This is a genomic window from Natronospira bacteriovora (assembly GCF_030848495.1).
Classification (GTDB): domain Bacteria; phylum Pseudomonadota; class Gammaproteobacteria; order Natronospirales; family Natronospiraceae; genus Natronospira; species Natronospira bacteriovora.
Window position 1 is genome coordinate 402917 of the sequence record NZ_JAVDDT010000001.1, and the last position, 25306, is coordinate 428222.

General features: G+C 56.8%; 24 protein-coding genes. 7 read left to right on the forward strand and 17 right to left on the reverse strand.

Translation table 11 applies throughout. The annotated features are described in order from the left end of the window. Positions 1–2: 2 nt before the first annotated feature. Entirely contained in the window at positions 3–467 is a 465-nt protein-coding gene (locus RBH19_RS01950) for an ArsI/CadI family heavy metal resistance metalloenzyme (RefSeq protein ID WP_306727117.1), read from the reverse strand. A 254-nt stretch (positions 468–721) separates the two neighbouring features. On the opposite strand from RBH19_RS01950, the gene RBH19_RS01955 reads away from it, so the two are divergent. The 5 genes from RBH19_RS01955 (at position 722) to RBH19_RS01975 (ending at position 4426) form a co-directional block, all read left to right on the forward strand. Further along, a complete protein-coding gene (locus RBH19_RS01955; RefSeq protein ID WP_306727118.1) occupies positions 722–1687 on the forward strand; it encodes a zinc-binding metallopeptidase family protein in 966 nt (321 codons plus the stop codon). A 218-nt stretch (positions 1688–1905) separates the two neighbouring features. Continuing rightward, on the forward strand, positions 1906–2280 hold the full coding sequence (locus RBH19_RS01960) for an MbcA/ParS/Xre antitoxin family protein (RefSeq protein ID WP_306727119.1): 375 nt from the start codon (positions 1906–1908) through the stop codon (positions 2278–2280). Further along, positions 2252–2995, forward strand: a complete 744-nt coding sequence (locus RBH19_RS01965; RefSeq protein WP_306727120.1) for an RES family NAD+ phosphorylase — start codon at positions 2252–2254, stop codon at positions 2993–2995. Before RBH19_RS01960 ends, RBH19_RS01965 begins: the two co-directional genes overlap by 29 nt. Positions 2996–3183: 188 nt before the next feature. Continuing rightward, positions 3184–3846 (forward strand): PAQR family membrane homeostasis protein TrhA, encoded by a 663-nt coding sequence (gene trhA, locus RBH19_RS01970; RefSeq protein ID WP_306727121.1) that lies wholly within the window; start codon positions 3184–3186, stop codon positions 3844–3846. Then, a complete protein-coding gene (locus RBH19_RS01975; protein ID WP_306727122.1) occupies positions 3836–4426 on the forward strand; it encodes a DODA-type extradiol aromatic ring-opening family dioxygenase in 591 nt (196 codons plus the stop codon). Before trhA ends, RBH19_RS01975 begins: the two co-directional genes overlap by 11 nt. An 8-nt stretch (positions 4427–4434) precedes the next feature. On the opposite strand, the gene RBH19_RS01980 is transcribed toward RBH19_RS01975, so the two are convergent. From RBH19_RS01980 to RBH19_RS01995, 4 genes are all read right to left on the reverse strand, one after another. Beyond that, the gene (locus RBH19_RS01980) at positions 4435–4794 is read right to left on the reverse strand and encodes a hypothetical protein (protein ID WP_306727123.1); all 360 of its coding nucleotides are present in this window, start codon (positions 4792–4794) and stop codon (positions 4435–4437) included. 516 nt (positions 4795–5310) lie between these two features. Further along, positions 5311–5949, reverse strand: coding sequence for a hypothetical protein (locus RBH19_RS01985; protein ID WP_306727124.1), 639 nt, complete (start codon positions 5947–5949; stop codon positions 5311–5313). A 164-nt stretch (positions 5950–6113) separates the two neighbouring features. After that, positions 6114–6356: a hypothetical protein gene (locus RBH19_RS01990; RefSeq protein ID WP_306727125.1), complete on the reverse strand. Its 243-nt coding sequence runs from the start codon at positions 6354–6356 to the stop codon at positions 6114–6116. A 50-nt stretch (positions 6357–6406) separates the two neighbouring features. Continuing rightward, positions 6407–7411, reverse strand: coding sequence for a virulence RhuM family protein (locus RBH19_RS01995; protein ID WP_306727126.1), 1005 nt, complete (start codon positions 7409–7411; stop codon positions 6407–6409). Positions 7412–7608: 197 nt separating this feature from the next. On the opposite strand from RBH19_RS01995, the gene RBH19_RS02000 reads away from it, so the two are divergent. Next, positions 7609–8613 (forward strand): transposase, encoded by a 1005-nt coding sequence (locus tag RBH19_RS02000; RefSeq protein ID WP_306727127.1) that lies wholly within the window; start codon positions 7609–7611, stop codon positions 8611–8613. Between the two features lie 366 nt (positions 8614–8979). Here the strand turns inward: RBH19_RS02000 and RBH19_RS02005 are convergent, their stop codons facing one another. The 6 genes from RBH19_RS02005 to RBH19_RS02030 form a co-directional block, all read right to left on the reverse strand. Then, entirely contained in the window at positions 8980–9744 is a 765-nt protein-coding gene (locus RBH19_RS02005; protein ID WP_306727128.1) for a DUF6339 family protein, read from the reverse strand. Further along, a complete protein-coding gene (locus RBH19_RS02010) occupies positions 9734–10630 on the reverse strand; it encodes a hypothetical protein (protein ID WP_306727129.1) in 897 nt (298 codons plus the stop codon). Before RBH19_RS02010 ends, RBH19_RS02005 begins: the two co-directional genes overlap by 11 nt. After that, positions 10623–12455, reverse strand: a complete 1833-nt coding sequence (locus tag RBH19_RS02015) for a hypothetical protein (RefSeq protein WP_306727130.1) — start codon at positions 12453–12455, stop codon at positions 10623–10625. Before RBH19_RS02015 ends, RBH19_RS02010 begins: the two co-directional genes overlap by 8 nt. Next, positions 12448–13455, reverse strand: a complete 1008-nt coding sequence (locus tag RBH19_RS02020) for a PD-(D/E)XK motif protein (RefSeq protein ID WP_306727131.1) — start codon at positions 13453–13455, stop codon at positions 12448–12450. The genes RBH19_RS02015 and RBH19_RS02020 overlap by 8 nt, the downstream gene beginning before the upstream one ends. Positions 13456–13486: 31 nt before the next feature. Further along, positions 13487–16111 carry a Z1 domain-containing protein gene (locus RBH19_RS02025; protein ID WP_306727132.1) on the reverse strand — a complete coding sequence of 875 codons (2625 nt, stop codon included), beginning with the start codon at positions 16109–16111 and terminating at the stop codon, positions 13487–13489. A 122-nt stretch (positions 16112–16233) separates the two neighbouring features. After that, positions 16234–16698, reverse strand: a complete 465-nt coding sequence (locus RBH19_RS02030) for a very short patch repair endonuclease (protein ID WP_306727133.1) — start codon at positions 16696–16698, stop codon at positions 16234–16236. Between the two features lie 65 nt (positions 16699–16763). Here RBH19_RS02030 and RBH19_RS02035 point away from each other — a divergent pair, with 65 nt between their 5' ends. Further along, on the forward strand, positions 16764–18323 hold the full coding sequence (locus RBH19_RS02035) for a DNA cytosine methyltransferase (RefSeq protein ID WP_306727134.1): 1560 nt from the start codon (positions 16764–16766) through the stop codon (positions 18321–18323). Between the two features lie 149 nt (positions 18324–18472). Here RBH19_RS02035 and RBH19_RS02040 read toward each other — a convergent pair whose 3' ends face one another. From RBH19_RS02040 to RBH19_RS02065, 6 genes are all read right to left on the reverse strand, one after another. After that, entirely contained in the window at positions 18473–19285 is an 813-nt protein-coding gene (locus RBH19_RS02040) for an HNH endonuclease (protein ID WP_306727135.1), read from the reverse strand. A gap of 77 nt (positions 19286–19362) precedes the next feature. Further along, on the reverse strand, positions 19363–20211 hold the full coding sequence (locus tag RBH19_RS02045; RefSeq protein WP_306727136.1) for a hypothetical protein: 849 nt from the start codon (positions 20209–20211) through the stop codon (positions 19363–19365). Positions 20212–20316: 105 nt separating this feature from the next. After that, complete coding sequence (locus tag RBH19_RS02050) at positions 20317–21051, reverse strand: hypothetical protein (protein WP_306727137.1); 735 nt, start codon at positions 21049–21051, stop codon at positions 20317–20319. An 87-nt stretch (positions 21052–21138) separates the two neighbouring features. Further along, complete coding sequence (locus tag RBH19_RS02055; RefSeq protein ID WP_306727138.1) at positions 21139–21789, reverse strand: hypothetical protein; 651 nt, start codon at positions 21787–21789, stop codon at positions 21139–21141. A gap of 345 nt (positions 21790–22134) precedes the next feature. Beyond that, positions 22135–23181: a 2-oxoacid:ferredoxin oxidoreductase subunit beta gene (locus RBH19_RS02060; protein WP_306727139.1), complete on the reverse strand. Its 1047-nt coding sequence runs from the start codon at positions 23179–23181 to the stop codon at positions 22135–22137. A gap of 281 nt (positions 23182–23462) precedes the next feature. Then, the gene (locus RBH19_RS02065; protein WP_306727140.1) at positions 23463–25274 is read right to left on the reverse strand and encodes a 2-oxoacid:acceptor oxidoreductase subunit alpha; all 1812 of its coding nucleotides are present in this window, start codon (positions 25272–25274) and stop codon (positions 23463–23465) included. Between the last annotated feature and the right edge of the window lie 32 nt (positions 25275–25306).

A 25306-nucleotide genomic window follows, 5' to 3' on the forward strand; every position in this document is an offset into this window, starting at 1 on the left:
CCTCAGCCACAACCACAACCACAACCCGCCCGGCGGGTCCGGACCTGCTCAGCGCCAGCCGCCTCCCCAATCAACTCCACCGGGCCATGGTCGCCATATTGCTCGGCATCACCAATAGTCAGAAAATGCTCCCAGGCCACCCCCTGGGGATCCACGCTCCAATGCTTCTCACTCTGTGCATAGCAACAGGTCGTCTGCCCCTCGTCAATCAGGCCTTCGGCATTGGCCGCCTCGGCCCGAGCGCGCAGCTCGGCCAGTTCTTCCTCGGAATCCACCTGGATGCCCAGATGGCTGACCCCCGGCTCCCCGCAGCGACTGGAAATCGCGAAGTTGACCCGCGGCTCCTCCAGCATCCACTTGGCGTATCCAGACTCCTCCTTCGTCGGCCCCGAACCGAACAGGGCCGTGTAATAGCGAATACTCTTCTCCAGATCACTGACCCCGACATGGACATGCAGGCGTTTCATGGCGTGCTCCTCTTGCAGTTCAACTTGTATATACCCGATCGCTCGGGCTCTATTCCCAATGACGCAGGAAGGGCTGAATGGTCGCAAAATGATGCACCGCTGGCGGTGGATGGTCTCGCAATAAGGTGGGGGTCTTGGTGCTTTTCTGGCTCGATAGATCGGGATTCTTGTTGACGCCTGACGGCGGGAGGAGGAGCATGAATCGGTGATTGATTCCGCTCCGTACTGCACGATCAATCAGGAGTCCTCGCCAAATGCGTGTCTTTGCCAATCCGGTCGGTGCCGGCCAGCTCTGGTTCGACAATCTCGCCACCAACGACGGAACGCCTGTCGCCTATGATCCCCAGGCCCGTGCCTTCGTGGTCATGCCACCCTTCTGTGCCAACCGGGAGCGCATCGGCTGCAACTGGATCGCACCGGAACAGGGGGCTTTCTGCCGCTCCTGCGCCATGACCGCCCTGGCCCCGGACCCCGGCATCCCCAACGCCATTCCCAACTGGGCCCAAACCGAGGTCGCCAAGCGTTGGGTGCTGGACAATCTTGGTCGCTGGCACTGGTTCCGGCCGGAAGACCCGGGCACCCGCCCGGTTTTTCACCTGCTCGCCGAAGGGCCGACACCGGTCCCCATGGGGCACGCGGAGGGCGTGGTGACCGTCAGTGTCGCCGAGATGGATCCGGTTCTGGTGACGGCTCGCCGCCAGGCACTGGAAGAACCCTATCGCACCATGATCGGGCATATGCGCCATGAAATTGCGCACATGCTGTGGTGGCGCTTGAGTCTGCGAGACGACTTTCTCGACGCTTTCCGTGCCATGTTCGGGGACGAGCGCGCGGACTACCAGACAGCTCTCCAGAACCACTACGAGAACGGCCCACCAGCAGACTGGCGGACGCGCTTCCTGACCACCTACGCCTCTTCACACCCCCATGAGGACTGGGCCGAGACGGCTGCACACCTGCTGCATCTGACAGATATTGTCGATAGTTTCGTTGCGGCGGGCCTGTCTTCACCGGAGCTGCCGGGCCAGAACTGGGATCCCTATTCGGAACCGAACCCCTATCGCCTGATCCATGTTGCGGCCACCCTCACAATCGGGGTCAATCACATCAATCGATCGATGGGCCTCTCGGATCTTTACCCCTTCGTTCACTCAAAGCCGGCGCTTGAGAAACTCGCCTTCGTACACGACTGGTTACGCCGCGGCGCTCAGGGCCTCTGACCGAGCCGGAATGTAATGGGCGCAGCCAAGGGCCCATTCCACCCGTGTTCACATCCAAAGAAACCCACGAACAGGCGCTTGCCGTTGATTCGGGACCTGGGTGTCTGGGTTGTTAAGGCGCCGAGGCCGGGGCCACTACGCCCCGTGAAGAGAGAATTCGCCAAAAGGCGATAAATCGTCTATATTTAGCCAAATGGCGAATATCGCAGGAGTGTCCCATGGGGAACATACGCCATAGCACGGCAAGCGATGGTCGGCTCGTCACAACGGCGTTTCTTCGGGCGGCGAAGATTCTTGGGCTCGATAAAAAACGAATGGCCCAGGTCATTGGCGTGGGCGAACGCACCCTGGACCGAATGAGGTCTGGGGATAAGACCCTAAAGCCGGATTCCAAGGAATGGGAGCTGGCCTTGGCACTCATTCGCCTGTATCGCAGCCTGGATGCTGTATGTGCGTCCGATGAGAAGGTGGTGCGCCAGTGGATGCAGAACCCCAACAAGGACCTGGATGCCGTTCCGGCGGAGCGCATTGTCTCCATTGAAGGTTTGATGTCGACGGTGGATTATGTGGACGCCTACCGAGCTCCGGGCTAATTTCCAGTGGGGGAGTGGGACACTCTGGCGGGCCGTCGAGAATCAATTCAAGGCCAGCACACGCCGGATCACCGACACCCTGGATGAGCAGAGTCGACTGGAAGAACTCGTCGAAGGTAACAAGCCGCCGGTGCCTGAATCGGCCCGGGGCCTGGATTATCTGCTGATGACCCCGTTTCGGTACCGCCCCCCTCATCCAAGAGGCAGCCGCTTTCGTCGGCCCCATGCGCCCTGGGGCCTTTTCTATGCGGCCGAAGCCCGGCGCACGGCGCTGGCGGAGCTGAGCTACCACCGGTATCAATTTTTCCTGGCTTCCGAGGGGACGGAACTGCCGGCCACGGAATCCCTTCTCACCCTGTTTTCGGTGTCCTATGCGGTGAAATATCAGACTGACCTAAGCCGCCCGCCGCTGGATCGAGACAAAGCCAACTGGACCGATCCAAACGATTACAGTGCCACCCAGGCCCTCGCCGAGGCCGCCCGCGAGGCGGGAGCCCAAAGTATTCGCAATGAATCGGTTCGGGATCCGGAACCCGGAAAGAATGTGGCCTTGCTGGATCCGGCCGGGTTTCGGACCCAGGCCCCATCGAAGAAGGAAACCTGGAAGCTTCATTTGGGTGACATCGAGGCGGCCGCCATTCCGGCGATTGAGGGCGAGGTTGAGCCCATTCGGTTCAAAAGGGCGGATTGGGATCTACCCGAACCGCCGGAATAAGGGAATCGAGCAAGTGGATTGGAGCGGCCGGATTGCGCGGGAAGGCAAGCGGGGCGCAATCCCGGAGAATCCGCTGCCCATTCTGGAAACAATGCAAGGTGTCGATTTTTGCCCCAGTGACGAAACACAACTACCCTGAAAGGCAGACTTCATTTTCAGGTTAACGCAAGCACTGGCACCACTGGCTCATGACTCAGGTGACCACAAAGGGAAAACGCCGGCGAAGCCCGGGCGAGGAACGGGCCAACAGCCTGAGTCACGGTGTGGCCCTGCTCGCCATTCTCGCGGCGGCTCCCTACCTCATCGTGCACGCCACGCGGGAAGGGGACGGACTGGTCACACTCGGCGCAAGCATCTTTGCGGGAACGCTGGCTTTCCTCTACGCCGCCTCGACGTTCTACCACGCCCTGCCGGGAGGCCGCTTCAAAGCGATATTCCAGAAGGTCGAGCATGCCGCTATCCTGTTGTTGATTGCAGGCACATATACCCCATTCAGTCTGGGCATTCTTTGGGGCGAGGGCGGCTGGCTCCTGCTCCTCGTGCTCTGGGGCCTGGCCCTCATGGGCATCGCGCTAAAAATCTTCCGTGGCCAGACTCACCCGGCCCTGTTCGTGATCCTCTATGTCGGCATGGGCTGGCTGATGGTCATCGCCTTCAGACCGCTAATGCATCTGCTTCCGATGGAGGACCTCATCTGGCTTCTGGCCGGCGGCATCGCCTACACCGCGGGACTTGTTTTCTTTGTCGCTGACCTGCGCCTCCGGTACGCCCACTTCTTCTGGCATCTTTTCGTGATCGCCGGAAGCACCTGCCACTACCTGGCCGTCCTCTGGTACGCCCATGGCGGATGAGCGCCAGGCTGTCGATCCATCACGAAACCGACCGCGGCGGCGTGTCGCTGGCGGTGGCGGAGACCCATGGACTGCCGAGCTGGCACCCGGGCAGCAGCTCGACCAGGCGGCCCTGCTGCAAGTCTTCCCCCACCAGAAAGTCCGGCTGCAGGATCACGCCATGGTCCCTGAGCGCGGCGACGCGGCCGGTGCCCTTCGCCTGGGCCAGGCGCTCGCGCCTCTGCGCAACCGCGGTGTGCTGGTAATGGGCTCGGGCAGCCTGACCCATAACCTGTACGAATTCCGCCGCCACGTGGACGACCCCGAGTACGCGCAGATCTTTGCCGACTGGATCCATGACGCCGTGGCAGGCGGCGATGTCGATGCCCTTGTGCACTACCGTGACCGCGCCCCGCACGCGGAACGGGCCCACCCCACCGAGGAGCACTACCTGCCGCTGCTGGTCGCCCTGGGCGCGGCCGAGGTGGAAGAGACGGGTGTCTTGCTGGAAGGCGGCATGACCGACGGCACGCTGTCGATGGACTCATTCGTCTGGGGCGCTGCGCCCGGCCGCCGGCCTGACGGCACGCACCAGCGCTGAACCCGGCCTTAGAACTGCCGGCGCCCCAACTTGTCGCGGTGCACGACCTCGTAGTGATTGACCGTCGGCACCAGGGCTTCAAGGAAATCGGCATCACGCGGGTAATAGCGCGCCCGTGTCGTGTCCTCGCCGGCAAAGGCCCGGATCGCGTCCATGTCACGCCACAGCGTCAGGGTGACGAACTCCGTGCGCCCCGCGTCCAGTGGCCGGCACAGCAGCAGCACCCCGGCATTACCCGGCGTGGCCGCGTAGTCCCCAAGCCCGGTTTCATGCAGGTACTCGACATAGGCCTCCCGGTCCGCCGTGCGGGTCACCCCGCGCCACTCCCGCAGGATCAAGACCCCGGGTTGTTTGGACGACTCAGGCATCACGCGGCTCCTGGCAGATAACCAACAAAACGGCTATAGGTAGTAAAAAACATAGACCAGCTGATTCGACCAGAGAATAACCCCAGATATGCCGCTTCCTCTACTGTCGCCCCCTTCCAAGACAATCAAAGGGGCATTCCACCCGGGCTCACGCCCAAAGAAACCCCACGAAAGCGCGCTCGCAGCTAATCCGGGAGGTGGATGTCTCGGTTGTTGCCCATTAGGGAGGTGGGTGTCTGGTTTCTTTCTTGCTCAAAGGGCTGGGCTTCGCCAGAACCCTCTTCCCGGAGCCTGGCTAGCCACTCCAGCCTACCTCAACCGATTCGCTCACTATGCCGCCCAAGACGGCTCGCCCCTGCCCGAGAAACGCCAAATACTACCCTCACCTCGAAAAAGAACAGAGAAACCGGCTGAATCCGCCTCAGAACGGCCTGCACCGAATGCGCAAAGCCAGCAAGAACCCCAGGTCAACCAATTTTGGGTCCTTTAGCGAGGTGAGTGTCTTCGTCCTTTCGCTCAGTAGAAACGAGCCGAGTCCGGGGGAGGCGTTACTCCTGGACATTCTGGCCCGATAATAACGCCTGTGACTCGAAAATCTTCTTTGCCGGGAAGCTCTTCCATTTCCTCCGGCGCAACATCGTCGTAATTCCAGTACCTTGGGTCCGTATTGAGCGCCGGATCGACCTTGAATTGGCGCATTCCCGGACCGTACGGGCTGATAATCCTCATATTGCCCCAGGTTTCTCCTGGCTTGATATAGACGCCCCAGAGCGCCTCGGCAAGCACGCTAATTCCATAATCACCCCTGTCGGCACGTATTATCGCAGGCGTGTAGGCTATTCCGTGCTCTTCGGGTCTTCCAATACCCATGTTTCTTGGGTCGTCATCACGTTGTTCCTGCAAGCCCTGGTCATCGAGTTCCTGGTCGCATTCAAGGTCAACAAACAAAGTAGATACAATGCCTTTGCTGTCCTCAGGATTGCTAATTACATAGTCATACTGATAGAACCCATCGTCGCGCCTAGAATATTCGACATCAACAACGACGCCAGAAATATCTTCGTCACGCTCCCAAGGGTCAGCGCGGTCGTCCACTGCCCACGCGCCGAATGACATGACTGATGCTAATACACATATGCAGACCTGGCTTTTCATAGTTCAGCCCTCTATCCGCGCCGACAATCTAAAATGCATTCCCGCTGGCGGAACCCTGGTAAAACCACTGTTCAGAGCGCGATTCTCTAATGGTCGGGAGCGAGGTGGGTATCTTCGTCTTTTCGTCCTGTTAACCCGGCATATGGATCACTCGGCTTCCGCTGTTAGGAACTCCCGCCCCTGAGATGGGCGGAAAAGCCCTCTCTGGCTTCGCGCGTAATCGGTGCCAGTGCTTTGGCGGGCTCCCGCCGAACCGTGATGCCCATGGCAGTGGCCTGCCGAACAAGGTCATCGGCCACTTGCTCGGAGGCAATGTACAGAAACTCCGGTCGGGCGCCGGCCTTGCCCTGGGCACTGATCAGCAGCCAGGCCTGGTTCGGCGTAAATTGTGTGGGGTCTATCGACAATTTTCACTCCAGTATCATTTTCGGTCACCGGATGCGTGGTGCGCGAAGCGTCAAGGCTCGCTTTCCTTCTTGATCCGCTCCTCCAGCGCCTCCAATTCCCGCAACTCCTCGGCATCGGCCTCCAGCGCCTCATCCCGTCGCCGTTGGGCGTCAAATTGCTCGTAACGCTCGTGCGCAATCTGCTCCATGCGATCGCGGCTGATGCTGCCGGCCCCGTCAAGAATCGGCCGTTCGTTGAATTCCAACAGCCGATCTACATTGTTGCGCCAATAGTTCAGGGTCAGGTCCTTGCGCTCCTTGGCACGCAGCTCGGCCTGTTCCAGGAAGATCACCACCAGACGGTTCAGGGTGTCCACCTCGTCGGCGCTCAGGTAGTTCTTGGCGATGGTGACATCCTGCTTACGCACCCGTGCGCCCTGCCAACTGGTCAACGCCATATTGGGAGAAGCGGCGTCGGCGCGCTGCACCACGATCTCGGCGGCAGTAAGGCGGGTGACCGCATAGAGCAGCTTGTTCTGCACTTCGGCGAAGAAGGTCTGCGCGTCGTGGTCGTCGGGCCGGTAGTCGCTGGACAGAGCGAAGAGATCGCGCACCTTCTGGTAGAAGCGCTTCTCCGAGGCACGGATGTCGCGAATGCGGGCCAGCAGCTCGTCGAAGTAATCCCAGCCACCGGGCTCCTTCAGGCGCTCATCGTCCATGACGAAGCCCTTGACCAGGTATTCCTCCAGATGGGCGGTGGCCCACTGACGGAATTGGGTGCCCCGGGCGGAGCGAACCCGGTAGCCCACGGCCAGGATCATGGGCAGGCTGTACCACTTGACCCGGTAGCGCTTCCCGTCGGCGGCAGTTGTCAAGTTTTCCTTGACAACTGCCGCCTCGGATAACTCCCCTTCTTTCAGGGTGTTACGGATATGTAGGCTGACATTCTGCTTGGTGGTGGCGAACAGCTCCGCCATCTCCGCCTGGGTCAACCAGACGGTCTCCCCCTCCACACGAAGCTGGATTTCGGCCAATCCGTCGTCACTTTGGTAGAGAATCAGTTCGCCCCGGCTCATTCCATCTCCCCGTTGAACCAATCCAAACCGCGCCTTACGACCTTCATCACCTGGAACCCTCCCCATGGTTACCGGGCAAGTTATTTGGCACTGAATTTCCCCCACTGATTCTGACATACCCAATCAGAATACGCCTACACCAAAACACACGCGAATCACAGACACTATCCCCAGGTACCAATCGGAAAGGATCCACCATGCCCACAGCACGAAAGGAACTCGTCTGTCTGGACGCAACGCCCTACTACCATGTGGTCTCACGCTGCGTGCGGCGGGCCTTTCTGTGCGGGGTGGATTCCGTTACAGGCCGATCCTATGAGCATCGCAAGGAATGGATCGTGGAGCGGCTCACCGAACTGTCGGAACTCTTTGCCGTCGATCTGTGCAGCTACGCCGTGATGAGCAACCACACGCATCTCGTGCTGCGCCTGGATCCCGAGACTGCCGAACGATGGTCCGAAGAGGAAATCATGGAGCGCTGGGACCAGCTGTTTTCTCTGCCGGTGCTGGTACAGCGCTACCGCAAGGGGCAAACCACCTGCCGGGCCGAGATTGAAGCCGCTCAGAAGAAGATTGAGGCCTGGCGAGAGCGGCTGTCTGACTTATCGTGGTTCATGCGCTGCCTGAACGAACCCATCGCCCGTCAGGCCAATGCCGAGGATGGCTGTACCGGTCGGTTCTGGGAGGGTCGATTCAAGTCCCAGGCGCTATTAGATGAGGCCGCCCTACTCACCTGCATGGCCTATGTGGATCTCAATCCCATCCGGGCCGCCATTGCCGGCACACCGGAACAGTCCGACTTCACCGCCATTCAGCAACGCGTCCGCGAAGTGATGGCCCTCAAAGACCGAAAACCCCCGGCAAACGGGCCTCGCCTGCTGGATTTCGCCGGCGACGAACGCTGGAACGGCCCGGATGGCCTCCCCTTCTCCCTGGACGATTACATCCAGTTAGTGGACTGGAGCGGCCGAATTGTGCGGGAAGGCAAGCGGGGGGCAATCCCAGAGGACCTGCCGCCCATCCTGGATCGCCTGGAGATTGACGCCAGAACCTGGCTCAGAGCCATTCGTCGGGGCCAGCGTCTCAAATTCCACCATGCCGTGGGCAGAGCCTCGGCCATCAAGGTAGCGGCGGAGCAATTCGGGCGAAGCTTTCTGAAGGGGCTGGGCTTCGCCAGGACGCTATTCCCAGAACCCGGCTAGGCAAACCCTCGTAGCCTCGGAATGACACACAAACTGCCGCCCACGGCGGCCTGCCCCTGTCCGCAATAACTAGAACTGGGCAATATCCCGCCATTTCATCCCGCGAAACGGCTTCTTTTGCCAGCGAAAGGGTCTTTCATCGGTCCTATCCCGCCAAACAAGCTATCGCACGAGTGAATCTACCCGATCAGGGAGATGGCTGTCCTTGTTGTTGTCGTGGTCGCCAGCCCCTTCCAAGCCATCCAAACCGCCATTCCAGCCGTACTCACGCCCAACGAAAACCCACGAAAACGCGCCAGCAGCTAATCCGGGCGATGGATGTCTCGGTTGTTGGCTTTTCTCTTTCTTGTTCTTTCCCCGGACGACTCAGGCTGCGGCCTGACGAGCAGCCACCAGAAACACTTCCTTGAATGTTTGCTCAAGTTCACGCGCTGGAAGCACATCAAAATTGACTACGCGACGGTACGCCAATAAGCTTTTCAATGCCTCCCTCGTTATCTCCTCCATTCGTCCCTGGCCAAATTCATCTGCCAGTTCCACCCACGTCTCTGCCAATAGTCGCGCTACCTGGGGCTCCGCTGAAAGACCGGTCCGGTCCAAAATTTGCACAAACGCATCCTGCGTCAACCTATCGACATATTCCCATCCCGGTGGGCCATCTCCATGGGGCAATCCGATCAAATAACCTCGCCGCCACAGTGTTTCAAAAGTGTTCCTCATTCCGCCTACCCAACGTTCACGCGCCCCGAGCGAAAACCGCCACGCAGTCACATCCGGCAGCAGGATGATGCAAAAATACGACCAGATTTCTCTCCGACAGGCCTCTGGGAACGGAATTCTCGCCTCTTCAGCAAGGTATCTGGCACAAGCAGCATCAAATCGGGTCTTTTGACGATCACCTGCCGGCCCTGGGAATCCATTCTGGCTCGCCAGATCCAGGATCTGCTGTCGTATTCCCTCCAGGCGCGCAGTTTCCACACGACGTCCTCCAGTGGCAGTCCAGGTTACCGCCTCATGGTGCGCACCTTCATACTCCGGCAGCCTCTGACCTTCATTGCCATATTCCTGAAGCTGCTCCCACAATTGCTGAGCTGCAAACCCGGTCAAACGCGGGAATAGTTCAATCGCCATGATGCCCACCAAAGGTGGATGACAGAATTGCTCTGAATTTGGCAGGCGCTCGCTTCCTCATGGCCATGATTTCATCAAGCCCCTCTTCCGGAAACGCCTGATCAAGCCATTGAGATACTGTCCATCCGATGGATTCCTCCTCGTAATCATCGGATTTTCCGCTGTAGTCATCCCAATCCATGACTTGAGAGATCAGATGGTGAACCAGTTCGTTGGTAAGGCGCTCCAAAATTGCAGTATCGGAGTTGTGGATAGCCTCTATAACATCACCCCGGTGACTGTTAAGTCGAACCTGAAAGTGGCCTAGAAAACTCGCGTCCAAGTCTGAAGTTTCGAGATGAAACATCCACGGCGCCTTGCCTAGGCGCGGATCAACAGCTGTAAAATCCGACGCCTCCATTGGCAAACGCCCACCGCCCCCCTCCAGCTGGCAGACCAATCGATCATCCCAGATCCGACTCCCCGGAAACGACGGAGCAAGACGGTTTTTCGGCTCGCCGTCGACCAGGGACACTGACGTCATGAGATCGAGATGACCTTGAAGCTCCTGCCCAGGAAGCTCGATACTGATCTCCCTTTCCAACACCCCCTGACCGCGACTTATCAGCAATTCCTCTTTCCAGAGGGATCGCCTTATACCAACATCGCCCGTCGTCAATCCCACTGAAATAACGAACTTTGCTCCATCACGGAGAGCGCATTCTTCCAGCAGATTGTCAGCATGGACATCAAGGTTCCTGCTGACAACAATATCCGTCGTATAATCCCAATGCGGAATCACACCACCAAGTTCCATGAGTCCTTCGTAACCCCGGTACCGCCATGCTGCTGCTGATATCGTTCCAGCCAGTGGACGCAGAAATGGATATGCAACCGTTTCACTCATCCGGCAGCTCCTCGAGCTTCAAACCAGGAGTGATAGCGACATGTGATGGCAAGCGAATCATCACCTCCCCTTGAACCGTACCGCCTGGAAGCTTTGACCTTATGCCTCTTGACCGGTCTTCCTTCTTTCCTTCTCCCAAGCGCCAGCGGACTACTTCTGGCCTTTCGCCCTCGGGGGTTTTCTCCAGCTTCTCTCTGCCTTCCGTCACGATCAGGGGCTGGGCGGTCACCTGCACTTTCCTGCCCGCAGGACCCGCGATCTCAAATTCAAACCGTGCTACAGGCCGTTCCTCCTCTTCTACAAGCCCTGAAAAAACAATATTCCTCAGCCTTACCTTGCGCTGGCTGCCGGATGTCCGGCCCGCATCCCTGGATTGGGGAACTGCGCGATCTCCGCTGTTGTGCAGCAAAACTCCACCCACCCGATCTGCGCTTGCCGCAAACCCACCCATCTCTTCGCTGCGTGGAAGCCTCGTTTCCGGGCTTATTCTCTCCATTTCCTCACGAATTCTCTTGAGAGCCACATTCACATACGTCTTCTTGCGGCTCCCACCAGGTAGGTGCTGAGGAACCCAGTCGTCGTGAGCTGGAGGCTCTGCTTCTGCAAAAGCCGATTCCACTTCCTCCTCATCACTGCAGATGAACACTCCACCCCATTCCATGCGTCTATCTGCCAGCTGATTACCAGTGAGATACTTTACAACCAACTCAGCCGGCCGCATCAAAGCAATGTGATGACAAACCTCCGGAATCTTGGGCTCGCAGTTTCCTCGCATGAACTGGTACCGCTCCTCTCTGAAGTCTCGCTGGGCGGCCATCCATCCCAGATGCTGCTTCGGTCGCTTCGACCGGATCCTGACTGCTGGATCGCTTTGAGAACGAGCAATTCGCAACGCATCGGCAAACAGAGAAAATGGTGCTGCTTCATCAACCTCTGGAACGTGAACAGGCTCACCCTCACAATGCACCCTGAATTCCATCGGAGTACTAATGCCTTCGCTGCCAACCATTTTCGGCCAGAAATACCACATCAATGCTCTGACCATTCTCTCCGCGGCTTCCCTAAGGGTCGAAACCTCATCACCGAGATCGGGCTCGATGATCATGATACTCGTACCTGGCATATTCTTCCGGACCGGCATTCCAAGGCCACAGGCCAGAAACTCTGCATCCTCGCCAATAATTGGATCCACGACACCATCATCTGCTCGGCAACCCCACCAGTGTCTTCCGGTATAGGCTCTTTCACCATCGTGGAACTCCTCACCAGTCCGCGCAGCCATGAATCTGCGCTCCACCATTCCTTGGTGATTTGTAGCTACGCTGTCTACCACAATGGTTTCACAATTACTGACACTGAATAGCGAAGACTTCCCGTATCCATAAGTGCCACCGGAAAGACTCTGCTCTTCTCTCGGTCCTCCTATATTCCTGAGAAACTTCACAAAACGGGAGGTTTCCCCCTTGCCAAGGGCCGAAGATCGAGTAGGCCCGTCGAGACCAGTAGTCTGGTAGTCGCAGATGTCAAGAACTGTTATTTCATCCTTGCTGAGAATTCTCTTGAGCCGGGATTCTGGATCAGTCGACAGGTCTCTGAAAACCACCTCCTTGAAGAATCTCAATTCCTTCTGGTCAAGCTTTCGAAGATACAGTTCATATTTCGGCGTCTGCCCCTTGTTTCGAGCGTCCCAACTGTTCTGTACGCTCTCCCTGATCGCGGTAACAAGCGGATCTGACGACGGCGCGCCAAGAAGTCGCCGCGCCCCTTGCCCTGAAACGTTGCCAAAATCGCTGTACGGCTCACTTGACCGATCCACCCTAATCATCGCTGACAAACCTCGAAAACACCTGATCCATGTGTTTCGGCGAAACCTGCCATTGCCTTATGGAAGCGAGTGAAATCGAATATCTCACGTCACCAATTCCGGCAGGCAATTCCCCACCTGTGATCTCTGTCTTCGTCAACTTCGGGAATCCCTTGCTGACATCAAAACATGTCATGCTTGAGAGCGAAAACCTGTGGTCTTCCCACCGAACAGGTTCTGATGGGTGAAATCCTGAAGCATTCAATCTCTCAATAAAGCCTGATTCGTCATCAACGATCCTCTGAATACTCGCTGATAGCATTGGGACGCTGACATTTCCTTTCGGATCCGGCACCAGGACCAAATGAAACAGGTAAAGGCCCTTTGCCGGCGGATTCAGTTGATCCAGTCCGTGGATCTCAATACGCGATTCTCCTACATGAGCAGATGCCTTGACCTCGATCGCCTGCTCGCCTGACATGAAGTCATGTGTCTCGCCCAGAGGCCCGTTCCATGCCCTCCATGAACCAGGATCTACCCCGACAAGTTTCTCCAGCACAAGGAGTTCACCTACCAGACCAATCGCTTCTTCCATGCCCACACGGGAGGGCAGATCCCGCTGAAGAAGGTTGCGAAAATCCTCGAGAGCCTGCTCGATCGCGCGTCGGCTCGCCAATCCGTTGGAAATGCGCCGAATAACATCCACCGCAAGTTCGGCGAATACAGGCTCGAGAGCCGATTCCTGACAGACAAGCTCGATCACAGGCAAGGGACGACCATCAACCAGGGGGCTTCGGACTGTCACTCCGATGTTTCGCCCCCCAAGGTCGCGAGACACCGCTTCCCTGGGGTCGATCTCCGCAAGAATCGCAGCTTCCCCGTCAAGCCCCAGAGAAATCAGAACGGTGGTATCTGTCTTTGTGTGGAAGGGCTCCGCCACTTCGCGAGTATCTTCTCCAACGCCAGTCGATTCCCGTCGCAACTTATCCCACCAGGCCAGTACCTCACCTGGCGAGATCATTGCACTAGGGTCATCCCGATACGAGTTCATCTCAATCCTCTTCTACTTCCGCATCAATTGCCAAGGCCCGGAGGTCCACCGAAACATAATCCCCGGTTCGACCTTCCGGGAAAACCAGCCCAAGCCCCATGACATCCATGACGGCATCAAGCTGCACTCGGTCGCGACCGGAAACCCTGGGCGGGGAGTCCCTACGGATTGGATAAAGCAAAAGCAGAGGTCGGTGATTTCGGCTCTGAACTTCCTCTCGGTACTTCTTGAATGCCTTCCAGCTCGTCCCTTGTGAAGGAGTGTCTGACACCTTCTTCTGATCTGGCAGATCCACCAGCACATCCCTCTTCGACATCAACGCCTTGATATCTACGGCGTCATCAGGCGAATCCTTCATTTTCGCGCGAATGACTGTTCGGACCTTTCCAAGTGGCCCCAACGGCAACTCTGATTTTTGGCCGCTTGCTGGGCCTATTACCCCAACATTCCAACGGTCCAAGCCCTTGTCCATGTATTCATCGATGTACTTTCGGATAGCTGAAGTGTTGGTTCTACGCTGTTCGCTGCTCGTCCGATAGTTTGCAAGAAACTCGAGGATTATTGTTACTGGGAGATCGTGAAAAACATGCCCGCCAGGGCGCGCCTCATGCTTCGCGCCTTGGTCGGCCGCCGATTCGATCAGCCGTTCAGCAGCATTCCAATTTGATGCCAGCCATTCACGGTTCTTATGGTAGAAGCGGATAGTCTGTACATGCTCGCCGCCATAGGACAACGCGGCGGTCCGCGCATGCTTCATCGCGGCGCGGCGCGTTACAAGCATCCCTGGAACCTGCCTGATTCGAACAGCCCAATCCAGAGGAGTAATCTTGCTCTGTGCATAAACAGAGATATCTTCTCGGATCTCCGCTTCAATCGTGGCAAGCTCGCGAAAATTCGCAGCCGTCTCTGCCGTCATCCATATTCTAGGAAGATCTTCATACCCGTGCCGATATCCAAACCATCGCCCCATTTGCAGGAGGGTGTCGTATTGCCTCGTGTTGCGCCCAAAGTAACTGACCAGTAGCCCGGGCAGCGTGACGCCACGCGCCAACCGGTTTCCCCCGACAACAATAGTCCATGCGGGCGGCCCTTCATCCGGAAACTCGACACGATCGTCACTTACGTAGTTGTCCTCCAAAACCCTGACGCTCCTTGCCACCTCTTCAACACGACTCCAGATGCTATCGATCGATCTCGGCTCGTGGTCAAACCGGTCAGGTTCCACGCGTTTACTTTCCGTATCGAGAAGCAACGCCATTCTTTGCCTGTTGCCATCCAATCGACCTGACTTCAGGTCATGAACAAAGCTCTTCAAGGCATCAGCGATACTGTCATGAGCATCTACCCGAGCGCTGGTATGCACCAGCATGGTGCAGTGAGACTGCCTTCTTTCTTGAAGGATGGCTGCCGAGACAATGAACCAGAGAACCGCATCCTCCAGCGAGTGCGGAAGAGGCTCGTTGGCTCCTGTCTCACAACGCTCGATCTCCCTGATCCTCTGCAGTTCATCGCCACTTATGTTTCGGACCATGTCCAGACCGGATTCCTCAGGTGGCGCCTCTTCTGCAGAAGTCATGTCCCGGCCAAACAGGCTTTCCGGACCGAAATAATCTGGCGGAGTCGGCAGCGAAACGATGAAATCGTCAGGATAGAGCCCTCGAGCGAGGCGCCCCTCTTGACCGGAATCTGCGGGATCACTGAGCACATTGGCGAAAGGGGTGGCCGTGTAGCCGACATAGGAGAACCTGGAAAATCGCTCGAGAATCTCCCGGATCCGCAGGTTGATCGTACTGGGATCTGACCCTTGACTCGGCCGGCTCACGTCCGGACTTGCCTGGTCGGTTTCGTCATCGATGATCAGGGCTGGTATCTGCGCTCGTGTTCCTGCAGGGGTATTGTCGAGGAGTTCACGAAAGCGGCGAAGGATATTCGTATCCTTTTTGATCACAGCAAGGAATGCCGCCTGTCCGGGCATTGAAAGCCATGGTCTGCTGCCTGCCTGGAAGTCCTGTTCGTCTACAGTCAGAAGCTCCCAGAAATCCTGATTGCCTTGGACAAGGTCAGCTTCGAGGCGGCGTTGAGTCTGAGTACGAAGAGAGTCAGTCATGCCGGCGAAGACGAGAATGAGCCGGTAGCCCCGATCTACTGCCTTGGCGATCACCGCCGTCATGTTTGCGGTTTTTCCGCTCTGAACATGTCCGACAACCAGGCCCCGCACGGATGACGAGTCGAGCCCCGGGGGCGACAAACATCCCACGATGGTGTTCGAGTATTCGTCAATGCTCTCGACAGACGCCCTGGACCAGTTCTTTTCGTTCAGTAGTCGGTCCCGCAGGGAAGGCCATAGCCTGTCGCCTTCCTCGGAGCCGCAGTACCACTGGCGCCTCTGTTCGCACGGCTTGCGGATCGTGGACCAGTCGACGGTGCGAATTCTGGCTGCACCAGCCATGACCTCATCCGCGATCCGATCCGCCAGAGCCTCGGCTTCGTCTGGATCGACGCACAGCAAGTCCTCGACTAACCCCTGAAGGTCCCGCTTCGCGCCGTCGAGCCCCAGACCGCTGGCCAAGCCCTTCCGAAACTCTTTCCGAAATCTCTGCAATTGCCGGTCAGATAGGCCTTCCATGGGATCTCCCTAGGCATGTCTTCGGCTGTAAGCCAGAATCGAATGCAATCCGTCCCTTTGCCCAATACTGCCACCGGCAGGGCGGCGGTGGGAAGCCTGGTAGCAGAGCCCGTGGTCCCGGCTCAGACTCTGGAACGGGGCGGACTCTTAGGAATTTCACATATTCCGGAGCTTTCTTGCAAGAGCAAGGTGGTCAGCCTGTCCAGCACGGCTTCCGGCTGGTGACGGACCCCGCATTCCCAGACCACCAGAACCCGCCAGTTCAGCGCCAGGAGCTCCTGCTGGTGACGGTGATCGCGGGCGATGTTCGACGCGAACTTCTCGTCCCAGAACGACTTGCGGCTGGCAGGGGCGGTCGTGTAGTAACAACCGGCGTGCCGATGCCAGAAGCACCCATGCACGAAGATGACCGTCCGGTACCGCGGCAAAATCAGGTCGGGGGTCCCGGGCAGACGGCGATCGTGCAGCCGGAACCGGAAGCCGGACCGATGCAGGGCGCTTCTAATTACCCGCTCCGGCCTGGTATTCTTCCCTCGGATCGCCGCCATCATGCGCGACCGAGTTTCCGGGTCCACTATGTCCGTCATTTCGTTCTGTCCTGCCTTGTTTGCGGGGCGCTCGTGTCAGATTAGCAGGGAGAGCACACGTAATAATGAATAAAATCAAGGTTGTAGATATATTCGCAGGTCCCGGGGGACTTGGAGAGGGTTTTGCAAGCTTCTCCCCTCCCGGCACCGGCGGGGAGCGCCCATTCCAGATCGCATGCTCAGCCGAAAAGGACCCCGCAGCAGTCCGGACCTTGCGCCTTCGCACCTTCTATCGCCTCTGCCGGGAAGCCGGCGACATTCCGGAATCCTACTACGAATACCTGCGCGACCCGGCATGCCCCCCGTACGACATGCATACAGAGCATCTCTGGGAGGAGGCCGACCAAGAAACCAGGCCGCTGGAACTGGGGACATCGGCCGGCACTAAACGGCTGCGCGAAATGCTTGAGAGCAAGCTGGGCCGTGACGACCAGTGGGTCCTGATAGGCGGCCCTCCCTGCCAGGCATACAGCCTGGTCGGACGATCCAGGAACAGGGGAAACAAAGGGTATCGACCGGAAAAGGACAAGCGCCATTTCCTCTACCGCCAGTATCTGAAAATACTGGCCGAATTCCGACCCGCCGCCTTCGTCATGGAGAATGTCAAGGGAATCCTCTCCTCCCGGGTCGGTAACGAACTGATTTTCCCCCAAATACTGAAGGATCTGAGCGAACCCAACGGCCAACAAGGCGCCAGAAATCCAGTCCGGTATCGAATCCATTCACTTGTGACGGATGAGGCCTATTTTCCGGGCGACGACCCGGATGGGATTGATGCAAACAATTTCATCGTTCGTACTGAAGACTATGGCATACCGCAGGCTCGTCATCGGGTCATTCTGATCGGCATCCGTGACGACGGCGTCCAGACTCCGAAACCACGCATACTGAGAAGAGCATCTCAACCGGTCCCAGTTGAATGGGCTATACGCTCCCTTCCCGACGTCCGGAGCGGCTTGAGCAAAGGCGACAACGGCAGTCAAAAGTGGCTTGACGCAATACAAGATGCCATCCGACAGGCCTCCCGATCCGGCCTTTCAGTGACCGACGCCCGCCGAATGCGATCCGCACTTTCCAGAGCATGCCACCTAGCTCACAACTGGGATCGAGGCGGGCGATTCATACGCCAATATCGGATTCCGCTCGGCCGAACGCCTGGCGAAAAGCGACTCCTGAGGCAACTCCAGTCCTTCGCACTCGAGGGAACCGCCAATCATCAGTCGCGTGGACACATGCCCATGGACCTTGCTCGCTATCTATTCGCGTCTACCTTTGCCGAGGACCATGGCCGATCACCGCGCTCATCCGAATTCCCGAAATCCCTTGCACCTGACCACAAGAATTGGACCTCAGGCTACTTCGCAGACCGGTTTCGAGTTCAGGTTACTGGCCAGCCAGGAAATACCGTAACCAGCCACATCTCAAAGGACGGTCATTACTATATCCACCCCGACCCTACACAATGCCGAAGTTTAACTGTCCGCGAGGCCGCACGAATTCAAACATTTCCTGATGATTACTTCTTTGAAGGCAATAGAACTGAGCAATACATACAAACCGGAAATGCTGTCCCCCCGCTTTTGGCAAAAAAGATCGCAAATATAGTCTACAAATCCATTACTTGATTGCACTTCCGACGGTATCGCCGGGAATTTTTTTGTAATACCGGGTGAGGCAAAAAAGTCCGGACAAGGTATCCACTAGACCCAGGAGCACACCCGCAGCACGGACAAACTGTAGCGCAGCAGCAATTTTGTCCCAGTGCCTTCGCTTTTTAGGCTTCTTTAACCTGAAGCTTCTGTTTTATTTCCGGATATTCCAGCCCCTCTTTCTTCATGTAAATATGTACCGCTCTATGGCAGTTTGGACAAAGCAACGCAAAATCATCCCGCCCTACAACGTAAGAAGAAGAGTAGGTAGATATAGGCACCTTATGGTGCGCCTCTATGTACTCGACGCCATACTGCTCGAAAAAATTCATATGACAAATATCGCAAACCGAGGCGGATCTAGCTTTAAGAGCCTTTACGACCTCTTGGTTGCGCTCAGCCATCAGGTGAGTAACGTACCTTCTTCCACCCTCTTGATAAAGCACTTCTTCCTGCGGTGGAGCTTGTTCTGGCGCGAAACCAGATCCGCGCTGCAGTACAACGTACCCTCTCTCAATTTCAGAGACTGAAAAAGTGCCTTCATAAACCCAAGAGTCACCACTCTCTGTGAATAGCATAACAGGATACTTATACTGAGGTTGATTAATTAGTGCCGCGTTCGCCTTTTCCGAATGCGACACTTTGCCGCTGCGGGCCTTGAACGAGTAGTGAAAAGCTGTCTTGTTTTTGCCTGCCCACCCATCCTCTTCATAAGCACCTGGCCGCGTCTTGATGATTACTCCATGACATGCGGGTGGCTCGCCAATCCAATTAACCCCCTGCTGCGGCGTATTCCTTATTTGAACCTCTTCACCTCCCCAGTACTGAGAGTCAACGACCTTGGAGTACTGAATCAGGTCGAAGAGATTGCGCTTAGGGACCACATCTCCCGCGGCGAGCGAAAACAACTCTTGTGGCCTCGCCAAATTCACATTCATACCCTCTCCCATGTAACTTAACGCATTCCTCACCGCTAAATCAGGAGCGTAGCGAGTAATTTACGTGCAGCAAATTGTTATGATCCGACGCCGGTAATGTGCAATTTATGGACAACTACCCCTCCGAACGGGCTCACTGCTTCTTCTACGAGGCAGTACAACGTCACTTGCGGCTTGAGCAACGTATAAATGTATTCTACGTTATCCTGGTTTCCGAAAATGGTGAAACTATACTCACCAAGTGGTATCGCCTGCCCAGCATCAGAGACGGACAGCTTCCCAGCATTCTTGTATTTGTTAAAATCAAATACTTCACACTTAAGCTCCGTCGTTTCTTTCTGTATTTTTGTCGGAATGTCAAAAGCGTCCCGATCGGCCTCACCAAGGTAAATATCATGTTTTGAGCTGAACCGTTTACCAGCAGACACTTCTGTTAATTTTCTATTACCCAGCAAGTGTGCCAAATCTTGGTAATTTGGAAGTGCGAGTTGAGCGATTTGGAATACGGGGCCATGATAGTGATGATGTTCATCGCCAATTCTAAGATCGACATCGCCATTGTTGTTGAACTCATAGGTAGGCTGATTTCCGCTACGTACCGCACCACAAACAAGTTTCAACATAGAGAAAGTGTCTTTGGTTAAATCCCATATGTTTTGCGGACCAAGGCTTGACACGAGCGGTAGCCCTAGCTGGACGCCTTGCAAAGCAATCTCAAAATACGTTAGCAAAGAACCGTGCTTGAACTCAGTCGCCTTTATGTAAAATTTTTCTCTTTCGGATGCGGTTATACGGCTTTTTTCGGCGGTAACAAGATAGGTTTTGTCGACAATGCTTTGAAAGCTACTCAAAGCAGATATCGCTACGGGAAGCGGAACTCCCCCCTTCAGAATAGGGCCATCAATTTTAAATTGTAGTTCTTCCAACGGTTACTCCCTATCTGATTCTAGTGCCCATAACGCCCGCAGCACGCACGGCTTTGTAGTGGAGGCGCAGCCGGAACGAAAAAGCCGTCGCTGTGCCTGCGATTGTTACAGGGCGCTGCCCGATAGCTCATATTTCTTTGTTCCAAGGTCAGAATCTGAAAGATGAAGAAAATAGCCAATATAGCCTAGGTATCTCCTTACCTCTACTCCAATCTTTCCTATTGTATAAAGCCTGGCGAGCGCTCTCGCAAACCTTTCAAGTCGAGAAACAACTTCATTATTAATTTCTATATGGACTCGATTGCTTGCAGGGTTATTTGTAATTTCATCCATTAGGTCTTTGCGAGCCAAAAGTATCTCAGTCTCAAGCCGTTGCCACGCAGCGTCCGGATCATCCGTTTGCACATTCCGGCCAACGACCACATCCAAATTGTAGTACCGCGCCGCTTGCCCAAAGTCGCTAAGCACAGAAATAAATGACAGAAGCTCCTTTGAATTTAGGTATTCGACGTCTGCCTTTGCTACAGGGATATTGTCTACGTAATCATCTAAAAAGCATTCAGCACGAACTCTTTCGAGCAGGCATTTGAGGTCATGTCCGTTTCGCCCGGATGGTAAAGCTTTGCTGGTCGGAAAACTGCCATGCACCTCAAGCCAACGGAAGCATAACGTAACCTTCATGAACCGCTCGAACCCACTTGCCAAAGTTAATAGCGGTAGGTGATAGAAGTCATTGCCCGCATTGAGCGTCTGAAGCTGCCCAAGACCTGCTTTGATAAGCCTCACCGCATTAAAAAGCTCTTGGTCTAAGGCTAGTGTTTTTTGAAGCTCCGTGGTCATGATCTAGCCCTGTAACGCCCGCAGCACGGGCAAAATTGAAGCGCAGCGAAAATTTTGTCCCTGTGCCTGCGATTGTTAGGTATTTAATCAATACGCCTGCCTGGGATTTCCAATCATCCACAGCACCTTATCTATGATCCTGATGTCGTACGGGTAGGTCACGCCGTATTTGTTTCGAAGATTGTTCAGGAGTTCGCGATGGACGGACAACAGTTGGTGGACCATGGCGTAATAGTTCATGTAATGCCGAACTGCTAGCGCGATATCTGCCTCACTGCCTATCCGCGGTGCTGCTCCGATTCTCGGAAAGTCCGCAAGATCATTATCTAAACATTGCATAACCACCAGTGCACGATGTACGAAAGCGTCATAGATAACAGCCGTCTGTGGATAGAGACACCAAAGGAGTTTTGAACTCGCCGACACCCAACTTCGTGGTACTTGCCGATGAAGAGCAGTAAGAAGCTCTGTGAATAGCGCCTCAATATCAGCGGCAGACGGTTGGCGACCGGTTCGCTCATGCTGCCGCGCAAAGTGCAGGAACTGTTTCACGACTGCATTTCTGTTCTGCGTCGTGATGCCTTGGAAAAGCCCGTAGTCTCTCATCCATGTGCGAACAAGGTCTGCGTCCTGCGGTCCACTCGTGAGCATCACGACCATCTCTTGGTCACGGTAAATCGCCTCCTGCATTACAGAAGCAGTCGTGTATTTATTTTCAAGATATCGTCGAAAACTCATACCAGTCCTAACAGTTGATTATACGGCTCGCGGTGTATCCCATATTATCGGGACTGCAGTATAAGCCGGTGGGCATGGGAGCGCGGATTTGCTTATTTTTCTCGTAGAAACATAAAGTTGGGAAAATCTGCGGATTCGCCGGACGGTGTTATATTGCACGGCGCTTTTTTTTGCGATTTCGATAATGTCCCGGCACGCCAACCGTGTGGCGAGATAGCTAGGTGATTGGATTGGGGGCTGGTTCATGGCGGCCTCGTCCCTGGCTATGGATTTCAGCTTAGCCTACTCTGTGCTTATGTCCAATCCCGCGTTGGCGTTTCGAGCCAGCTTGCAGGATGCGCATTCTCAGCGACTTGTCGACTGAAAGGTTTCCAAAATCTTCTTTGGATCCCTAATCGCAGCCCCACCCGTCAGACTCTTAGGCGGCATAACATCCCCTACCCCACCCCCATGATCCTCATTAACATAAAGCAACCCAGTAACAATCTCCTGAGCCTCCCGATGCCGCTCCAAATACCCAATAGCCGCCGCCCGATTCGTCGGCTCATGATCCACATCAATCTTCCTCAGCACGATGGTCGACCCGTCATGCAACTCAATGGGCATGGCCTTGCCCTTCTCATACTCCACCTTGATTTCTTCCCGGGGCGGGATGAAGTCGGTGTGAATGGCGGGATGGAAGTATTCACGAGTATGGGCATAACTCTTGGTGCTCCCCTCGTGGTCATTGAAGGCCACACAGGGGCTGATGACATCGATGAGGGCGAAGCCGTTGTGCTTGAGGCCCGCCTGAATCAGCGGAATGAGCTGATCCTTGTCGCCGGAGAAGCCTCTTGCGACGAAGCCGCAGCCGAGGGTGATGGCGGTGAGTACGGGGTCGATGGGTGGGTTTTCGTTGACCTGGCCGTACTTGGCCTTGCTGCCGACATCGGCGCTGGCGGAGAACTGGCCTTTGGTGAGGCCGTAGACGCCGTTGTTTTCGATGATGTAGAGCATGTTTACATCGCGGCGGATGGCGTGGGCGAACTGGCCGAAGCCGATGTTGAGGGAGTCGCCGTCGCCGGAGACGCCGATGAAGTGGAGTTCCGGGTTGGCGGCCTGGGCGCCGGTGGCGATGGAGGGCATGCGGCCGTGGACGGCGTTGATGCCGTGGGCTTCGCGCAGGAAGTAGGCCGGGGTTTTGGAGGAGCAGCCGATGCCGCTCATCTTGGCGACCTTGTGGGGTTCGATGTCCAAGGCCCAGACGGCTTCGATCAGGCCGGCGGTGATGGAGTCGTGGCCGCAGCCGGCGCAGAGGGTGGACATGCCGCCCTCGTAGTCGCGGGTGGTGAGGCCCAGTTTGTTTTTGGGGAGGTTCGGGTGGTGGACCTTTGGCTTGGTCATGAAGCTCATGGGTCAGACCTCTACATTCAAAAGATTTTTCTCGCGCAGAGACGCTGAGACGCTGAGAAAACCTGAAGAAGGGCTTGTGGGTTTTGTTTGGGTGGAAGATTGGGGTGGCTGCGGGTCAAGTGCGATTGCCGGGGCAGCTGGCAGATTGTCAAGGCTGAAGCCTCTCCCACCACTAAAACCAGTTCCAGAATGGAATTTTTTCTTTCTCTGCGACTCTGCGTCTCTGCGCGAGAAACAGCCTTTGAATTTCCTGGCGTCTCTGCGCGAGATAGCAATGGTTTTCATGATGCCTCGGCCTCTCGGAAGTGGTCCTCGATGGCGGCTTCGATGTGCATGGAGGCGATGGGGAGGCCGTTGTAGTGGAGGATGGGGACGAGTTTGCGGGCGTCGGCGTCCAGTTCGGCTTGCAGCATGGCTTTTAATTGGGCGTCGCGGTTTTGTTCGATGACGAAGACGGTTTCGTGTTCGTCGATGAACTGGCGGATGTCGTCGGTGAAGGGGAAGGCGCGGATGCGGCAGTAGTCGAATTCGGTGCCCTTACCCTTGAGATTGTGTCTTGCTTCCTTCACGGCCAGGTCGCAGGAGCCGAGGCTGATGATGCCGGCCTTGACGGGTTTGCTGCGGGCGTAGTCGATGTAGGGGGCCGGGACGAATTTCCTGGCGGTGTCGAACTTGCGGCGCAGGCGGTCGAGGACGCGCTGGTACTCGGCCGCGTCTTCGGTGTAGGTACCGTGCTCGGAGTGGCCGGAGCCGCGGGTGAAATAGGCGCCCTTGGGGTGCACGCCGGGCAGGGTGCGCCAGGGAATGCCGTCACGGTCCGGGTCCTGGTAGCGGCCGAAACGGCCTTCCAGTTTGTCTAGATCGCCGGCGGAGAGGACCTTGCCGCGATCCGGGCGGTAGCTCTCGTTCCACTTCAGTTCGGGGACCATCCATTCGTTCATGCCGATGTCGAGATCCGAGACCACGAAGACCGGGGTCTGGAAATGCTCGGCCAGGTCGAAGCTTCTGATGGCGAAGTCAAAGGCCTCGCGGGGGTCGGCCGGGTAGAGGCAGATGTGGCGGGTGTCGCCGTGGCCGGCGTAGGCGCATTCGTTGATGTCGGACTGCTGGGTGCGGGTGGGCATGCCGGTGGAGGGGCCCACGCGCTGGATGTCGAAGATCACGGCCGGGATCTCGGTGTAATAGCCGAAGCTGATGAACTCGTTCATCAGGCTGATGCCGGGGCCGGAGGTGGCGGTGAAGGCGCGGGCGCCCATCCAGCCGGCGCCGAGCACCATGCCGCAGGCGGCCAGCTCGTCCTCGGCCTGGATGATCTTGTACTGGGGTTGGCCCTGGTCGTCGTGGCGGTGCTTGGCGCAGAAGCTGGTGAAGGCGTCCATGACGCTGGTGGACGGGGTGATGGGATACCAGGCGGCCACATTGGCGCCGGCGAGCATGGCGCCCAGCGCAGCTGTGGTGTTGCCGTCGACGATGACATGGCCTTTTGTCATGTCGGCCTTTTTGACATGCAGGGGCAGCGGGCAGTCGTAGTGCTTCTTGGCGTAGTCGTAGCCGATGTGGACGGCTTCCATGTTGGGCTCGACCAGCTTGGCCTTCTTCTCGCCGAAGGTTTCCTTGAGCAGTTGCTCGATGATGTCCAGGTCCAGATCCAGCAGTGCCGCCAGGGCGCCCACATAGGCGACGTTCTTCATCAGGATGCGGGTGCGGGGTTCGACGAAGTGGTGGTTGATCATCTCCGCCAGGGGCACGCCGATGACGGTGATGTCGTCGCGGGTGATCTCGCGGGTACGCGGCCAGGTGCTGTCGTAGAAGAGGTAGCCGCCGGGGGCGATCTCGGCCTGGTCCTTGGCGAAGGTTTCGGCATTCATGGCGACCATGAAGTGGACCTGGCCGGCGCGGGTGAGATGGCCGGGGTCGGTGACGCGGATTTCGTACCAGGTGGGCAGGCCCTGGATGTTGGAGGGGAAGTAGTTCTTGCCCATCACCGGGACACCCATGCGGAAGATCGATTTCATCAAGAGGCCATTGGCGCTGGCGGAGCCGGTGCCGTTGACCGTGGCGATCTTTAGGGTGAAGTCATTGACCTGGGGCATTACTCTTCCTCAAAGGGGATTCTGGTCCGCTG

What these genes read in the sequence shown, in the direction of transcription:
- RBH19_RS02055 (WP_306727138.1), bottom strand. Translation starts at nt 21,789, where the DNA reads ATGAGTTTTCGACGATATCTTGAAAATAAATACACGACTGCTTCTGTA.
- trhA (WP_306727121.1), top strand. Translation starts at nt 3,184, where the DNA reads ATGACTCAGGTGACCACAAAGGGAAAACGCCGGCGAAGCCCGGGCGAG.
- RBH19_RS02035 (WP_306727134.1), top strand. Translation starts at nt 16,764, where the DNA reads ATGAATAAAATCAAGGTTGTAGATATATTCGCAGGTCCCGGGGGACTT.
- RBH19_RS01995 (WP_306727126.1), bottom strand. Translation starts at nt 7,411, where the DNA reads ATGAGCCGGGGCGAACTGATTCTCTACCAAAGTGACGACGGATTGGCC.
- RBH19_RS02050 (WP_306727137.1), bottom strand. Translation starts at nt 21,051, where the DNA reads ATGACCACGGAGCTTCAAAAAACACTAGCCTTAGACCAAGAGCTTTTT.
- RBH19_RS02065 (WP_306727140.1), bottom strand. Translation starts at nt 25,274, where the DNA reads ATGCCCCAGGTCAATGACTTCACCCTAAAGATCGCCACGGTCAACGGC.
- RBH19_RS02060 (WP_306727139.1), bottom strand. Translation starts at nt 23,181, where the DNA reads ATGAGCTTCATGACCAAGCCAAAGGTCCACCACCCGAACCTCCCCAAA.
- RBH19_RS01980 (WP_306727123.1), bottom strand. Translation starts at nt 4,794, where the DNA reads ATGCCTGAGTCGTCCAAACAACCCGGGGTCTTGATCCTGCGGGAGTGG.
- RBH19_RS02025 (WP_306727132.1), bottom strand. Translation starts at nt 16,111, where the DNA reads ATGGAAGGCCTATCTGACCGGCAATTGCAGAGATTTCGGAAAGAGTTT.
- RBH19_RS02010 (WP_306727129.1), bottom strand. Translation starts at nt 10,630, where the DNA reads ATGAGTGAAACGGTTGCATATCCATTTCTGCGTCCACTGGCTGGAACG.
- RBH19_RS02040 (WP_306727135.1), bottom strand. Translation starts at nt 19,285, where the DNA reads ATGAATGTGAATTTGGCGAGGCCACAAGAGTTGTTTTCGCTCGCCGCG.
- RBH19_RS01960 (WP_306727119.1), top strand. Translation starts at nt 1,906, where the DNA reads ATGGGGAACATACGCCATAGCACGGCAAGCGATGGTCGGCTCGTCACA.
- RBH19_RS01950 (WP_306727117.1), bottom strand. Translation starts at nt 467, where the DNA reads ATGAAACGCCTGCATGTCCATGTCGGGGTCAGTGATCTGGAGAAGAGT.
- RBH19_RS02015 (WP_306727130.1), bottom strand. Translation starts at nt 12,455, where the DNA reads ATGATTAGGGTGGATCGGTCAAGTGAGCCGTACAGCGATTTTGGCAAC.
- RBH19_RS01955 (WP_306727118.1), top strand. Translation starts at nt 722, where the DNA reads ATGCGTGTCTTTGCCAATCCGGTCGGTGCCGGCCAGCTCTGGTTCGAC.
- RBH19_RS02000 (WP_306727127.1), top strand. Translation starts at nt 7,609, where the DNA reads ATGCCCACAGCACGAAAGGAACTCGTCTGTCTGGACGCAACGCCCTAC.
- RBH19_RS01985 (WP_306727124.1), bottom strand. Translation starts at nt 5,949, where the DNA reads ATGAAAAGCCAGGTCTGCATATGTGTATTAGCATCAGTCATGTCATTC.
- RBH19_RS01975 (WP_306727122.1), top strand. Translation starts at nt 3,836, where the DNA reads ATGGCGGATGAGCGCCAGGCTGTCGATCCATCACGAAACCGACCGCGG.
- RBH19_RS02005 (WP_306727128.1), bottom strand. Translation starts at nt 9,744, where the DNA reads ATGGCGATTGAACTATTCCCGCGTTTGACCGGGTTTGCAGCTCAGCAA.
- RBH19_RS01965 (WP_306727120.1), top strand. Translation starts at nt 2,252, where the DNA reads ATGTGGACGCCTACCGAGCTCCGGGCTAATTTCCAGTGGGGGAGTGGG.
- RBH19_RS02030 (WP_306727133.1), bottom strand. Translation starts at nt 16,698, where the DNA reads ATGACGGACATAGTGGACCCGGAAACTCGGTCGCGCATGATGGCGGCG.
- RBH19_RS02020 (WP_306727131.1), bottom strand. Translation starts at nt 13,455, where the DNA reads ATGATCTCGCCAGGTGAGGTACTGGCCTGGTGGGATAAGTTGCGACGG.